At 60.4% G+C, this 13,457-nt stretch carries 14 protein-coding genes and 1 tRNA gene; 5 read left to right on the top strand and 10 right to left on the bottom strand.

The window, feature by feature from the left end; all coding sequences use genetic code 11:
• Nucleotides 1-34 precede the first annotated feature (34 nt).
• A complete protein-coding gene (locus KW842_RS17025) occupies nt 35-679 on the top strand; it encodes a hypothetical protein (protein WP_218305289.1) in 645 nt (214 codons plus the stop codon).
• On the opposite strand, the gene KW842_RS17020 is transcribed toward KW842_RS17025, so the two are convergent.
• Complete coding sequence (locus KW842_RS17020) at nt 680-1,786, bottom strand: Gfo/Idh/MocA family protein (protein WP_218305288.1); 1,107 nt, start codon at nt 1,784-1,786, stop codon at nt 680-682.
• 154 nt (nt 1,787-1,940) lie between these two features.
• On the opposite strand from KW842_RS17020, the gene KW842_RS17015 reads away from it, so the two are divergent.
• On the top strand, nt 1,941-2,186 hold the full coding sequence (locus KW842_RS17015) for a type II toxin-antitoxin system Phd/YefM family antitoxin (protein ID WP_218305287.1): 246 nt from the start codon (nt 1,941-1,943) through the stop codon (nt 2,184-2,186).
• Entirely contained in the window at nt 2,183-2,569 is a 387-nt protein-coding gene (locus KW842_RS17010; RefSeq protein ID WP_218305286.1) for a type II toxin-antitoxin system VapC family toxin, read from the top strand. Before KW842_RS17015 ends, KW842_RS17010 begins: the two co-directional genes overlap by 4 nt.
• Before the next feature lie 51 nt (nt 2,570-2,620).
• Here KW842_RS17010 and KW842_RS17005 read toward each other — a convergent pair.
• From KW842_RS17005 to ybiB, 7 genes are all read right to left on the bottom strand, one after another.
• A tRNA-Ile gene (locus KW842_RS17005) sits at nt 2,621-2,699 on the bottom strand.
• 102 nt (nt 2,700-2,801) lie between these two features.
• Nucleotides 2,802-5,048: an RNA polymerase sigma factor RpoD gene (rpoD, locus tag KW842_RS17000; protein WP_218305285.1), complete on the bottom strand. Its 2,247-nt coding sequence runs from the start codon at nt 5,046-5,048 to the stop codon at nt 2,802-2,804.
• A gap of 436 nt (nt 5,049-5,484) precedes the next feature.
• Complete coding sequence (gene dnaG, locus KW842_RS16995) at nt 5,485-7,281, bottom strand: DNA primase (RefSeq protein WP_218305284.1); 1,797 nt, start codon at nt 7,279-7,281, stop codon at nt 5,485-5,487.
• Nucleotides 7,282-7,369: 88 nt separating this feature from the next.
• Nucleotides 7,370-7,819 carry a GatB/YqeY domain-containing protein gene (locus tag KW842_RS16990; RefSeq protein ID WP_218305283.1) on the bottom strand — a complete coding sequence of 150 codons (450 nt, stop codon included), beginning with the start codon at nt 7,817-7,819 and terminating at the stop codon, nt 7,370-7,372.
• Between the two features lie 128 nt (nt 7,820-7,947).
• Nucleotides 7,948-8,160: a 30S ribosomal protein S21 gene (rpsU, locus tag KW842_RS16985; RefSeq protein ID WP_008451879.1), complete on the bottom strand. Its 213-nt coding sequence runs from the start codon at nt 8,158-8,160 to the stop codon at nt 7,948-7,950.
• Nucleotides 8,161-8,301: 141 nt separating this feature from the next.
• Nucleotides 8,302-9,507 carry an NAD(P)/FAD-dependent oxidoreductase gene (locus KW842_RS16980; RefSeq protein WP_218305282.1) on the bottom strand — a complete coding sequence of 402 codons (1,206 nt, stop codon included), beginning with the start codon at nt 9,505-9,507 and terminating at the stop codon, nt 8,302-8,304.
• Between the two features lie 34 nt (nt 9,508-9,541).
• Nucleotides 9,542-10,528 (bottom strand): DNA-binding protein YbiB, encoded by a 987-nt coding sequence (ybiB, locus tag KW842_RS16975; RefSeq protein ID WP_218305281.1) that lies wholly within the window; start codon nt 10,526-10,528, stop codon nt 9,542-9,544.
• 76 nt (nt 10,529-10,604) lie between these two features.
• Between ybiB and KW842_RS16970 the strand changes: the two genes are divergently transcribed.
• Complete coding sequence (locus KW842_RS16970) at nt 10,605-11,663, top strand: 3-deoxy-7-phosphoheptulonate synthase (RefSeq protein WP_218305280.1); 1,059 nt, start codon at nt 10,605-10,607, stop codon at nt 11,661-11,663.
• Here KW842_RS16970 and KW842_RS16965 read toward each other — a convergent pair.
• Nucleotides 11,660-11,980, bottom strand: coding sequence for a hypothetical protein (locus KW842_RS16965; protein WP_218305279.1), 321 nt, complete (start codon nt 11,978-11,980; stop codon nt 11,660-11,662). The genes KW842_RS16970 and KW842_RS16965 overlap by 4 nt on opposite strands.
• A 169-nt stretch (nt 11,981-12,149) precedes the next feature.
• Between KW842_RS16965 and tsaD the strand changes: the two genes are divergently transcribed.
• Nucleotides 12,150-13,190: a tRNA (adenosine(37)-N6)-threonylcarbamoyltransferase complex transferase subunit TsaD gene (tsaD, locus tag KW842_RS16960; RefSeq protein ID WP_218305278.1), complete on the top strand. Its 1,041-nt coding sequence runs from the start codon at nt 12,150-12,152 to the stop codon at nt 13,188-13,190.
• On the opposite strand, the gene KW842_RS16955 is transcribed toward tsaD, so the two are convergent.
• Entirely contained in the window at nt 13,187-13,369 is a 183-nt protein-coding gene (locus KW842_RS16955) for a hypothetical protein (RefSeq protein ID WP_218305277.1), read from the bottom strand. The genes tsaD and KW842_RS16955 overlap by 4 nt on opposite strands.
• Nucleotides 13,370-13,457 lie beyond the last annotated feature (88 nt).

The raw sequence follows: 13,457 nt of genomic DNA, 5'->3' as shown, positions 1-13,457 counted from the left end.
CGCACTAAATCATGCGCTATGAGAAAATACGCATATGCCTACGATAGAACCCCTCACCCTGACGCTGACCGAACTGGCCGCGCGCTGGAAGCTCAGCCCGCAACAAGTGCTGGCGTCGCCGCACGCCTTGCCCATGTATTTCTACTTTGATGGCCTGGTCTTCGACTTCAACGACAAATGGCACCGCGCCAATGGCGATGCCAGCGCCGTGCAAGCGCTGGAGCAGCACAAGACCCGGCTGGGCACGCTGGAAATCGACCTGCAGCGCCAAGCCATGCACAAGCGCGGCCTGCTGAAACTGACGCAATGGGAAGAAGCGCTGAGCGATGAAGAAATGCAGAGCCAGCAAACCGAGGCGGACCGCCTCACCGAAGAAATCGCCTTCCTCAGCGCGCAACTGAAACAGCGCGAAGAGGAACGCCAGCGGCGCGTACGCAACGGCCTGCTGCGCGCGGCGCCGCGCACGCTCAACGACATCGCCCAGCACGGCCAGACGCGCTTCCCGCCATTCGCCTACATGCCGCACACGCCGAATCCGCCGGCCGGCGACACTCCCGCCATCGCCGAAGGCGCCGTGGTGGCACTGGAAGACGGCTTCCCGCTGAAAGAAGCGCTGACCACGGCGGATCTGGTGGCGGCGATGCAGGACGTGCGCGCCGCCGAAGAACGCGCCGGCTGATTACGCCAGCACGATCCGTTTCTGCTCGCGCGCCGAGCGGTAAATCGCCTCGACGATACGGATATCGCGCAGGCCCTCTTCGCCCGCCACAATAGGCTCCTTGTTGTTGACGATGCACTGCGACAGGTGATCCAGCTGCGCCGCCCACTGGGTTTTGCCCGGTCCCGGCGGCGGATCGACTTGCTTGCTGCGGTCCTGGCCTACCCACAGCTTGTTGCCATCGTAGCGCGTGCCCGGCTCCAGGTCGATGCGGCCCTTGTCGCCCATCAGCAGGATATGGTTCTGATTGGCGCTGTACATTGACATGCAGGAGCCAATCACGCCGGACGGGAATTCCAGCTGGAACTCGATCATGTCCTCCACTTCCTTGAAGCGCGGATCATTGCGGTCGGTGGTTTCCTTGGCGTAGACCGCAATCGGTTCCTCTCCCGTCATATAACGTGCCGCGTTCAGCGCGTAAATGCCGATATCCATCAGCGAACCGCCGCCGGACATCGCTTTCTTCAAACGCCATGCGTTGGGATTGCCGGCGGTGAAACCGTGCTCGGAGCGGAAATAGCGCAGCTTGCCGATCGCGCCCGAACGGGCCAGGCGGATCGCTTCCAGGTTATGCGCTTCAAAGTGGCAGCGATAGCCGATCATCAGCTTTTTGCCAGCCTTTTTGCAGGCAGCGATCATCGCTTCGCACTCTTTCGACGACACCGCCATCGGCTTCTCGCACATCACATGCTTGCCCGCCTGGGCGGCACGGATGGTGTACTCGGCGTGCATCGACACCGGCAGGCAGACGTAGACAATATCGATCTCCGGATTGTCCTTGATGCTGTCGAAATTCTTGTAATCGTAGATGCCGCTTTCCGGCACGCCATACTCGGCCGCCACGCGCTTGGCCTTGGCCGGATCGCCACTGACCAGCGCCACCAGCTTGCTGTGTTCGCAGTTCTTAAACTGTGGAATGATAATCCCCAGCCCATAGCCGCCCAGCCCGACTATCGCATAGCCCAGCTTGCGCCCTGCCGTTGCCGCCATCGCCGGCAGCCCCACCGCCGAAGCCGTGATAGCGCTACCAGCAGCAATCACCAGCCCGCGTCGATTCATATCAATCATGCCTGTCTCCTCCTTAATGGGTGTGGCGACAATTTTAGTCTAAGTACAATTTGCTGGAGCATCTGAACCAAGAAAAATAGCGCCCTTAGAACGCGATTGACATCCGCAAGAATCAAACTAGACTAAGAGAACTTAGTTTAGTGGAGATGCCAACATGCTAACTGTCAATATCCATGAAGCGAAAACGCACCTTTCCCGGCTTGTAGAGCAAGCGGTCAACGGAGAACCCTTCGTTATTGCCAAAGCTGGCAAACCCTTGGTGAAAGTGGTGGCGCTTGACGCGCCTACACATGGTCAAACTCGCCGCTTGGGCTTCCTGACGGGAAATATCAGCGTACCAGATGATTTCAACACCATGGGAAACAATGAAATTGCGCAGCTTTTCAATGCTGAGTCATGAAACTGCTGCTGGATACGCATCTATTGCTCTGGGCAGCAGGGCAACCTGAGCGGCTGTCGCCAGCCGCTCATTTATTGCTGGATGATCCAAACAATGAACTGCTGTTCAGCGCCGCCAGTCTATGGGAAATTACCATCAAGCACGGACTTGGGCGTAGCGATTTCCAAGTAGATCCTCGCCTGCTAAGACGCGGACTACTGGATAACGGATATGCCGAATTACCTATCACGAGCGAACATACTGTTGCCGTCGATACCCTTGCTTCACTACACAAAGATCCGTTCGACCGCATCCTGGTAGCACAGGCAATTGTTGAAGGCATCTCCTTAATCACATCTGATCCACTGGTCGCGCAATATCCCGGTCCAGTGCGCTACGTCTGACAGCGGCAATAAAAAAGGACTTAGGCTTGCACCTAAGTCCTTCATTTTATTTGGTAGGCCCTCCCAGAGTCGAACTGGGCACCAACGGATTATGAGTCCGCTGCTCTAACCAAGCATGAGCTAAGGGCCCTGAGGGGTGTTGCTGCGCTGGAGAAGGTCTAGTCTCTCTGATGCGCACTCGTTAAGAAAACGAACACGCGAGCATAAAGGCTAGCCCTACCCCAGTCAAGTCTTAGTTGGCTTCCAGGAAGCTCTTCAGCTTGTCCGAGCGGCTCGGATGGCGCAGCTTGCGCAAGGCCTTGGCTTCGATCTGACGGATGCGCTCGCGCGTCACGTCAAACTGTTTGCCCACTTCTTCCAGCGTGTGATCGGTCGACATTTCGATACCGAAACGCATGCGCAGGACTTTGGCCTCGCGCGGCGTCAGCGAATCGAGCACGTCCTTGACCACGCCGCGCATCGAGGCATGCAGCGCCGCGTCGGAAGGCGCCAGCGTGTTGTTGTCCTCGATGAAGTCGCCCAGATGCGAATCGTCGTCGTCGCCGATCGGCGTCTCCATCGAAATCGGCTCCTTGGCGATTTTCATGATCTTGCGGATCTTGTCCTCGGGCATTTCCATCTTGATGGCCAGCGTTGCCGGGTCCGGCTCGGCGCCCGTCTCTTGCAGGATCTGGCGCGAGATACGGTTCATCTTGTTGATGGTTTCGATCATGTGCACCGGAATCCGGATGGTGCGCGCCTGGTCGGCGATCGAACGGGTGATGGCCTGGCGTATCCACCACGTTGCATAGGTCGAGAATTTGTAGCCGCGACGGTATTCAAACTTGTCCACCGCCTTCATCAGGCCGATATTGCCTTCCTGGATCAGGTCGAGGAACTGCAAGCCACGGTTGGTGTATTTCTTGGCGATCGAAATCACCAGGCGCAAGTTGGCCTCGGTCATTTCGCGCTTGGCCTTGCGCGCCTTCATTTCACCGGCCGCCATCTGGCGGTTGATGTTGCGCAAGTCCGGCAGCGGCAGCACCACGCGCGCCTGCAGATCGATCAGGCGCTGTTGCAACTCCTTGATGGTCGGAATGTTGCGGCCCAGGATGGCGCTGTAGGCGTGGCCGGCAGCCACTTCGCCATCAACCCATTCCAGATTGGTTTCATTGCCGGGGAAGACTTTGATGAAGTGGGCGCGCGGCATGCCGCACTTGTTGACCGCCACGTCCAGAATCTGTTTCTCGATGTGGCGGACTTCATCGACCTGGCCACGCAGCGTGTCGCACAGTTTCTCGACCACTTTGGCGGTAAAGCGGATGCCCAGCAGTTCCTGGGAAATCGCTTCCTGCGCCTTGACGTAGGCTTTCGAGTTGTAGCCCTCTTTCTCGAAGGCGCGGCGCATCTTGTCGAATTGCAGGGAGATGGTATCGAATTTTGCCAGCGAGGCGTTTTTCAGCGCTTCCAGCTGTTCGGCCGAGTAGCCCGCCGCAGCGCCCGATGGGCTGGCTTCTTCCTCTTCCTCTTCTTCCTCTTCTTGCTCTTCCTCGTCTTCTTCTTCCTCATCGGACGAAGCCGCTGCTGGCGCTGCCGCCTGCTGGTCTTCGCTCTCATCGACCAGGCCGTCGACGATTTCATCAATCTTGATTTCGTCGGCGCGGATGCGGTCGGAGGCGGCAATGATTTCGGCAATCGTCACCGGGCAGGCGGAAATCGCCTGGATCATGTCTTTCAGGCCATCTTCGATGCGCTTGGCGATTTCGATCTCGCCTTCGCGGGTCAGCAGCTCGACCGAGCCCATTTCGCGCATATACATGCGCACCGGGTCGGTGGTGCGGCCGAAGTCGGAGTCAACGGTGGACAGCGCCGCTTCGGCGGCCGCCTCGGCTTCGTCATCGCTGGTGACGGTGGCGACATTGTCGGACAGCAGCAGCGTCTCGGCGTCGGGCGCATGCTCGTAGACGGCAATGCCCATGTCGTTGAAGGTGCCGATAATGCCTTCGATCGCTTCCGGATCGACGATGTTGTCGGGCAGATGGTCGTTGATCTCGGCATAGGTCAGGAAACCGCGTTCCTTGCCGAACTTGATCAGGGTCTTGAGTTTCTGGCGCCGGCGTTCGAGTTCTTCCTCGGTCGCCTCGGTGTCGGACGAGAAGGCGTCCTTCAGCAGCGCTTTTTCCTTGGCCTTGCGGTCCTTGGCCTTGGCCTTGTCGACCGCCTTCAGCTCGGCGCGTTCGACCGCGTTGAGCGCTGCGACTTCGTCGTTCTCAGGCTGGAATTCTTTCGGTTTGCGCCCGCGCCGGCCCGGCACTTTGACCGAAGGCAGCACGTAACCGGACGTGTCGATCGCGGCCAATGCAGCCGCGTCCGTGGTCTGGCTGACCGCAGGCGGGTTGCTGGCGACGCGCGTCTCCGGCTTGTCCGCCGTTTTAGCGGATTTTGCGCTCACTTTAGTCGGCTTTACAGCCGCTTTGGATTCAGGTTTCTTGATTGGCACAGGCGCTTTCGATTACGGATAAAGTTTCGATCCTGTTCGGATCACTACGTCTTCGAACTTGCCGACTACACAAGTCCGACAATACTACGACTTACTTACACCTGGGTCAGGCCGACCGAGTCTATAGAGAATTCCCGAGAATTCTACTGCATCAGACACGTGCGTGGGGGCAAGAAACCATGACTCGGTTAGATAGCAAACAGACTATTTGCTGAACCGTAGCTGGCCCTGGCCGCCGACACCCGTTCCCTCTGCGTCGATCAAAGAGCCTAACTCACTGAAAACAAACACACTCTGAACAGAAAAACGATGCCAAAACATACAACACTTAGCGTTTTATTATAGCACGTCACTTTTCAATTTCCAGGGGGATGCACGGCGGAGCTCCCGCTGGAATAATGACAGAAACGTTACGACACAAAACTGTACACAACTTTTAACGCGTCGCCAGCTCTGCCTGCGCCTCGCGCAACAACTGGTCTTGCTGTGCGGTTAACTCCCGGTAGCGTACGCCGATCTCGTCGGACGACAGGCCAGCCGCAAACAACTGGCTCAACTCGCGCTTCAGCGCATCCTGCTTGACCTGGCGGATCGCCGCCCGCAACACAACCCGCTCGGTGTCGCGCTCCGTCTCCGGCTCCTTGACGATTTCGCCGATGATGCCGTCGTACTCGTCGCTCAGCGACTTCAGGTGCTGGGCAAAAGCGGCGAAGGAGCCGCTCTCGCCCAGGCCGCGCGCCTCGGTCAGCAACTGCGTCAAGCGCTCCGCCGACTCCTGGCCGAACGATTGGAATGCCGCCTGCGCCGCCGCATCAACGTCCAGCGCCAGCGAGGGATGCGCCACCAGCACCCGCATGATCTGCAGCTCCAGCCCTTTCGGCTGCGGCCGGCCGCCCCTCGGCGGCGCGATCTTGTTCAGCGCCACCGGCTTGGCTAGTTCGAACAGCACCTCGATCTCGGACGGCGAGGTTTGCGTCAGTTGTGCCAGGCCGCGCACGATTTGCAGCCGCAGCGCGGTCGGCGTCATCGCCTGCAGCATCGGCTTGGCATCGAACTGGGCGCGCGCCCGGCCTTCCAGGCTGTTCATATCATGCTCGCCGCACGCCTCCTTGATCAGGAACTGCGACAGCGGCATGGCCTCATGGATTTCCTGCTCAAACGCTTCCTTGCCGTAGGCGCGCACATAGCTATCAGGATCGTGCTCGGTCGGCAGGAACAAAAACTTGATGGTCTTGTTGTCCGTCACATGCGGCAAGCAGGCTTCCAGCGCGCGCCGTGCGGCGCGGCGGCCGGCCTTGTCGCCGTCGAAACTGAAGATCACCGTGTCGGTCTGGCGCAACAGCTTCTGCACATGGTTGGTGGTGCAGGCCGTACCCAGTGTCGCCACCGCCTGCGGGAAACCCATCTGCGCCAGCGCCACCACGTCCATATAGCCTTCCGTCACCAGCACATAGCCGGCATCGCGGATCGCCTGGCGCGCCTCGAACAGGCCATACAGCTCGAAGCCCTTTGAAAATAAAGGCGTTTCCGGGGAATTCAAGTACTTCGGTTCGCCCTGGTCCAGCACCCGGCCGCCAAACGCGATCACCTGTCCCTTGGTATTGCGGATCGGGAACATCACCCGCTCACGGAAGCGGTCATAGCGCTTGCGGTTGTTGCCGTCTTCGTCGACCTTGTCGATCACCAGGCCGGATTCGGCCAGCACCACCGCTTCGTAATCCGGGAACTGCGAACGCAGATTGTCCCAGCCCGGCGGCGCGTAGCCCAGGCCGAAGCGGGCGGCGATTTCGCCGGTGAGGCCGCGGTTCTTCAGGTAGGCGATGGCATTCGGTGCGCTGCGCAGTTGCAGCTTGTAGAAGTCGCTGGCGCGCGTCATCGCCTCGGTCAGCGCCAGGCTCTGCGCCTGCATCTGCGCGCGCTGCGCCGGCGGAATCTTGTCGTCCTGGTCCGGCACCACCATGCCGACGCTTTGCGCCAGCTCTTTGACGGCATCGACAAAGCCCATGCCGGAATATTCGATCATGAAACCGATCGAGGTACCGTGTGCGCCGCAGCCGAAGCAGTGGTAAAACTGCTTGGTCGGGCTGACTGTAAAGCTGGGAGATTTTTCGTTGTGAAACGGGCACAAACCCATGTAGTTCGCGCCGCCCTTCTTGAGCTGCACGTAACGGCCGACCACGTCGACGATATCGACCCGGTTCAGCAAATCGGCGATAAAAGTTTGTGGTATCACAGGGGATAGGCGATCTTGGCGTTAATCAGGCTATACCGTGGCAGCCTGAAGCGCCTTGATGCGCGTCAAGCTGCCACGATGGTGTTGCTTAGGCTGGGGTCAGCGCTTTTTTGACCAGGGCCGAAACCACGGTCATATCGGCACGGCCGGCCAGCTTCGGCTTGACGATGCCCATGACTTTGCCCATGTCCTGCGGACCAGCGGCGCCCGAGGCTGCCACCGCGGCAGCCACTTCGGCGGCGATTTCCTCGTCCGACAGGCCGGCAGGCATATAGGTGCTCAGCACCACCAGTTCGGCTTTTTCGATGTCAGCCAGGTCGGCGCGGCCACCGGCTTCGAACTGGGTGATCGAATCCTTGCGCTGCTTGATCATTTTTTCCACGATGGCGATGGTTTGCTCATCGGTGACGGTGATCTGTTCGTCCACTTCCTTGCGCTTGATTTCAGCCAGGATCAGGCGGATGGTCGCCAGACGGCTTGCTTCCTTGGCGCGCATGGCGTTTTTCATGTCTTCGGTGATTTGGTCTTTCAAGGCCATAGCGTTTCTTTCAGGGAATTGTGAAATAAAAAGCGAAAACCCGCTGCAGCTAAAAAGCCGGAGCGGGTATTCTCTTAGATGCCGCTAAACGCAACCGGCATATGCCAGGTTGGCCTGCGTAAGCAATCTTAGAAGAGTTTTTTCGGCAGCTGTTGGCTGCGAATGCGTTTGTAGTGACGCTTAACAGCAGCAGCCAGCTTGCGCTTACGCTCAGCCGTTGGCTTTTCGTAGAACTCGCGTGCGCGCAGTTCGGTCAGCAGACCGGTTTTTTCGATGGTGCGTTTGAAGCGACGCATTGCGACTTCGAACGGCTCGTTTTCTTTAAGGCGAATAGTGGTCATGTAAAAATTCAAACCGTTGGAGGTTATAGGGAGACAGAGACTATAGCAGCTTTTTCCGAAAAATGGAAGCCATGGGCTGTCGGGAACAGCCCGCCATGCGGCTTTCATGGGAAAAACAACAACGTGCAGACTGCCAGTATATCAGACTGCCTGCCCCGCCGCCACACCCGACGCCCAGGCCCACTGGAAGTTGTAGCCGCCCAGCCAGCCGGTCACATCCACTGTTTCCCCGATGAAATACAGGCCGGGCACTTTGGTCGCCATCATGGTCTGCTGCGACAGCTCGCGGGTATCGATACCGCCGCGCGTCACTTCGGCCTTTTTGTAGCCTTCCGAGCCGTTCGGCGTCAGCGACCATTGGTTGATGGCGGCGCCCAGCTTGCGCAGCTGCGCATCCGGCATATCGGCCAGGCGCGCATCTAGCGCAAAACCGTGTGCCACCAGCAAGCCTTCCGCCAGGCGCGCCGGCAACCATTGCGCCAGGACATTGCCGAGTTGTTTCTTGATCGTGTTCTTGCCTTCGATCAGCGTCTGCGCCAAGTCCAGTTCCGGCAGCAGATTGATGACAATCGGCGTGCCCGGCTGCCAGTACGAGGAAATCTGCAAAATCGCCGGGCCGGACAGGCCGCGATGGGTGAACAGCAAGTCTTCACGGAAACGCGCGCCAGTGGCGTTGCGCCCCTTCAGCGAGCCGGTTTCAACATCGACTTCCAGCGCGATGCCGGACATTTCCACGAATGGCGCCCACTGCTGGGCGTCAAAGGTCAGCGGCACCAGCGCCGGGCGCGGCTCGACCATGCGCAGGCCGAATTGCTGGGCGATGCGGTAGCCAAAGTCGGTGGCGCCGATTTTCGGAATCGACAGGCCGCCGGTGGCGATCACCACGCTGGGCGCTTCGATGGGGCCGCTATCGGTCTGCAATACAAAGCCTTCGGCGCCCTGCTCCAGGCTGTCGATCTTGCACGGCATGCGCCAGTGGACATCGCCGCCCGCGCACTCGTCTTTCAGCATATCGATGATCAGTTCGGCGGAATCGTCGCAGAACAGCTGGCCGCGATGCTTCTCGTGATAGCCGATGCGGTGCTTCTTCACCAGCGCGACGAAATCCGCTGGCGTGTAGCGCGACAGCGCGCTTTTGCAGAAGTGCGGATTCTCGGACAGGAAGTTGGCCGGGCCGGCGTTCACATTGGTGAAATTGCAGCGGCCGCCGCCCGAGATGCGGATTTTCTCGGCCAGCTTGGCGGCATGGTCGATCAGCACCACGCGCAGGCCGCGCTGGGCGGCGGTCGCCGCACACATCATCCCGGCCGCGCCCGCGCCGATTACCGCTACATCAAACTTTGCCATGTTATTCCCGTCGATACAGTGAAGGGGCGAGATTTTACTCGATCGGCTCGCTCACATGCTGGCGCGACTGCACGGTCCGCGCCACCAGCAGGCATTGCGCCACCTGCTCGGCGATCGGCGGCGGCACCGCCACCTCGCCGCTCAGCACCGACTTGATCCATGCCGCCGTGGTCGCCGCATCCTTGTTCTCAGGCAGCAGCGGCAGCTCGCCAACCAGCGTCTGCTTGGGCACCAGCGTGGTCCGCAGGCCGCCATGGAACCAGTCGATCTGCTGCGCCTTGTTGGCGTTGGCCACCGTCTCGCCTTCCGTGCCGCGCATCAGGAACGCATCGCCGCGCTCATGCAGCGCCGTGGTGGTAAAGTATTCGCCCAGCATCTCCAGGTATTCGGGGTGGGTGTACGACACCAGCCGCAGCGCCGGCCCGGCAAACGGCTGCATGATCTTGACCAGTGTATGGGTCGAATTGCGCACGCCCAGCACCCGCCGCAGCGATAGCAGATGCGCCAGCTTGGGCGCCATGGTGTCGATGGCGATAAACGCCGGTTTGCCTTGCGACATGGCCTCCTCTGCCTCCGAACGGTGCCGCGCCGCCGTCACGCCCAGCTCGGCAAACACCTCGGCCGTGGTGATCCGGCCGACATCGGTGGTCACGCCGTGCACCAGCACCGGCACGCCCTCGCGCGCCAGCAGCAGTGCCAGCAGCGGCGTCAGATTGGCCATCTTGCGCGCACCGTTGTACGACGGAATAGCCACCGGCGCGAACTGGCCGGGCGGTGCATTGAACGGCTCGAAGCAGGCTTCGGCCGCATCGAGGAAGCCGCCGATTTCTTCGACCGACTCGCCCTTGATGCGCATCGCCAGCAGAATGCCGCCCAGCTCCAGGTCGGAGACGCGGCCGTCCAGCATGGCCTGATACAGATTGTGGGCGTCGTCGCGGTTCATGCTGCGCGCGCCGTCCTTGCCGCGCCCGATTTCTTTGATGAAACGCGCGGCGGGGAATGGTTCGTGAGATATGGTCATGGCAGCAAGCTTAAACCAGTCGGGCGCATTTCGGCTACACTATCTGGTTCCCGAAAATGAAACCAGTGCAAAGATCATGATTTCCCCAGATATTGAAAACGTCAACGTTACCTCGTTTGCTCCGATGCCGTCGCCGGAAGCCTTGCATAGCAAGCTGCCGTTGACCGATCTGGCGTCCGAGACCGTGATGAAGGGCCGCGATGCCCTGCGCAACATCATCGACCGCAAGGACAAGCGCCTGTTCGTGGTGGTCGGCCCTTGCTCGATCCACGATCCGGTAGCCGGCCTGGACTACGCGCGCCGCCTGAAGGCGCTGCAGGCCGAAGTCGGCGAAACCATGCTGCTGGTGATGCGCGTGTATTTCGAAAAGCCGCGCACCACCACCGGCTGGAAGGGCTATATCAATGATCCGGACATGGACGATTCTTTCCGCGTCAACGTCGGCATGGAGAAAGCGCGCCAGTTCCTGCTGGACGTGTGCGAACTGGGCCTGCCGACCGCCACCGAGGCGCTGGACCCGATCTCGCCGCAATACCTGGGCGATCTGATCGCCTGGACCGCCATCGGCGCCCGCACTACCGAATCGCAGACCCACCGCGAAATGTCGTCCGGCCTGTCGACCCCGGTGGGCTTCAAGAACGGCACCGATGGCGACATCAGCATCGCCATCAACGCGATTCTGTCGTCGGCGCACCCGCACTCCTTCCTGGGCATCAACGCGCAGGGTAATGTGGCTATCGTGCGTACCCGCGGCAATGGCTACGGCCATGTGGTGCTGCGTGGCGGCGATGGCCGTCCGAACTACGATTCGGTATCGATCGCGATCGCCGAGCAGTCGCTGGCCAAGGCCAAGCTGCCGGCCAATCTGGTGGTCGACTGCTCGCACGCCAACAGCTACAAAAAGCCTGAGCTGCAGCCGCTGGTGATGGCTGACGTCATCCACCAGATCGTGCAGGGCAACAAGTCGCTGGTCGGTGTGATGATCGAGTCCAACATTGTTGGCGGCAACCAGAAGATCCCGGCTGACCTGAGCCAGCTGGTGTACGGCTGCTCGGTCACCGACGGCTGCATCGACTGGGACACCACCGAGAAGATGCTGCGCGAAGCGCATCAGCAGCTGCTCAGCCGCCCTTAATAGCAGTACGCCACCAGACTGGTGGCGACGCCATACTGCCCCGCCAGCGCCGCCTCGGCCTTGCTGGCCGGGGCGCTCAGTTCATCCAGGTCCAGGTAGACCTTCAGGTTCTCCACCTTGACCGAATACCGGCGCGCGCCGCTACAACGCGGGTCCATGCCCCGGCACTCAAGCACCGCGTGCACGCTTTCCTCGCCACTACGGAACAGCGCCACCCCCGGCAGCTCCTGCCACGCCAGCCCGCGCGGCACCAGACGCGCTCCGCTGTCCAGCGGCACATCCTTCAGTTTGCAGATCACTTTCCAGTTTGCAGACATAGCCCCTCCCTCGCTGTGCCTGTTTTCTAAGCAAAAGCGATGCCACCGAATTTCTGGCCATTTGGCAAAAATTCGCACCCGGCCAGTGCGGCCCGGACCCAGGCCAGTGCATGCTTGCACCCGGTTTACATTACAATGGCGGATTCCCCTTTAGAAATTTGCTGCTTCCATGATCGTTCTTGGCGTTGAATCCTCCTGTGACGAAACCGGCCTGGCGTTGTACGACACGCAACACGGCCTGCTGTCCCATGCCCTGCACTCGCAGGTAGCCATGCATGAGGAATATGGCGGCGTGGTGCCGGAACTGGCCTCGCGCGACCACATCCGCCGCGCCATTCCGCTGCTGGAGCAGACACTGGAACAAGCCGGCAAGACGCCGGACGACATCGACGCCATCGCCTACACCCAGGGTCCCGGCCTGGCCGGCGCGCTGCTGGTTGGCTCCTCGGTGGCATGCAGCCTCGGCCTGTCGCTGGACAAGCCGGTGCTGGGCGTGCACCACCTGGAAGGCCATCTGCTGTCGCCGCTGCTGGCGTCCGAACCGCCGGAGTTTCCGTTCATCGCGCTGCTGGTGTCGGGCGGCCACACGCAGCTGATGCGGGTGGACGGCGTCGGCCAGTACACGCTGCTGGGCGAAACGCTGGACGACGCGGCCGGCGAAGCCTTCGACAAATCGGCCAAGCTGCTGGGCCTCGGCTATCCGGGCGGCCCGGCGATTTCGCGCCTGGCCGAATTCGGCGATCCGCTGGCCTACAAGCTGCCGCGCCCGATGATGCACACCAAGGATTTCAACTTCAGCTTCTCCGGCCTGAAAACAGCGGTGCTGACGGTGGTGAAGAACCACGATGAAAAAGTCATCGCCAATATCTGCGAGCAGGACAAGGCGAATATCGCGCGCGGCTTCGTCGATGCGATTGTGGAAGTGCTAACCGCCAAGTGCGTGTCGGCGCTCAAGCACACCGGCCTGAAGCGGCTGGTGATTGCCGGCGGCGTCGGCGCCAACAAGCAGCTGCGCGAGTCGCTGAATGCGGCGGCCGCCAAGAAGCGCTTCAAGGTCTACTATCCGGAACTGGAATTCTGCACCGATAACGGCGCGATGATCGCCTTCGCCGGGGCGATGCGTTTGATGATCAACCCGGACGCGGCCAAGAAGGATTACTCGTTCAACGTGCGGCCGCGCTGGCCGCTCGACGAGCTGAAGGTAATTTAAGCCTGGGCGAACGCCATCCCGGCCAGCACGGCCAGGCCGACCAGCGGAATCCAGAATTTTGCCTTGCCATGGCCCAGACTCACGCCACGGGCGGCAATGCGCTCGCTGCGGCGGCGGTGTTCATCGGCCGGCGATTCGTGTACAACGGTTTTGTTATCTTTGTCAGTAACGGTATTCATAACAGCCTCCATGTAAATCGATCATCGTCCTTTCTGGAGGGCAATGCAATTGTTGTGCCAACCAAATAGGCAGTAAGACGCCTAGTCA

The organism is Duganella sp. sic0402 (genome assembly GCF_019219065.1).
Taxonomy (GTDB): Bacteria; Pseudomonadota; Gammaproteobacteria; order Burkholderiales; family Burkholderiaceae_D; genus Rugamonas.
The sequence above is the reverse complement of the archived record's forward strand: the minus strand, read 5'-3'. Positions and strand labels throughout refer to the sequence as shown.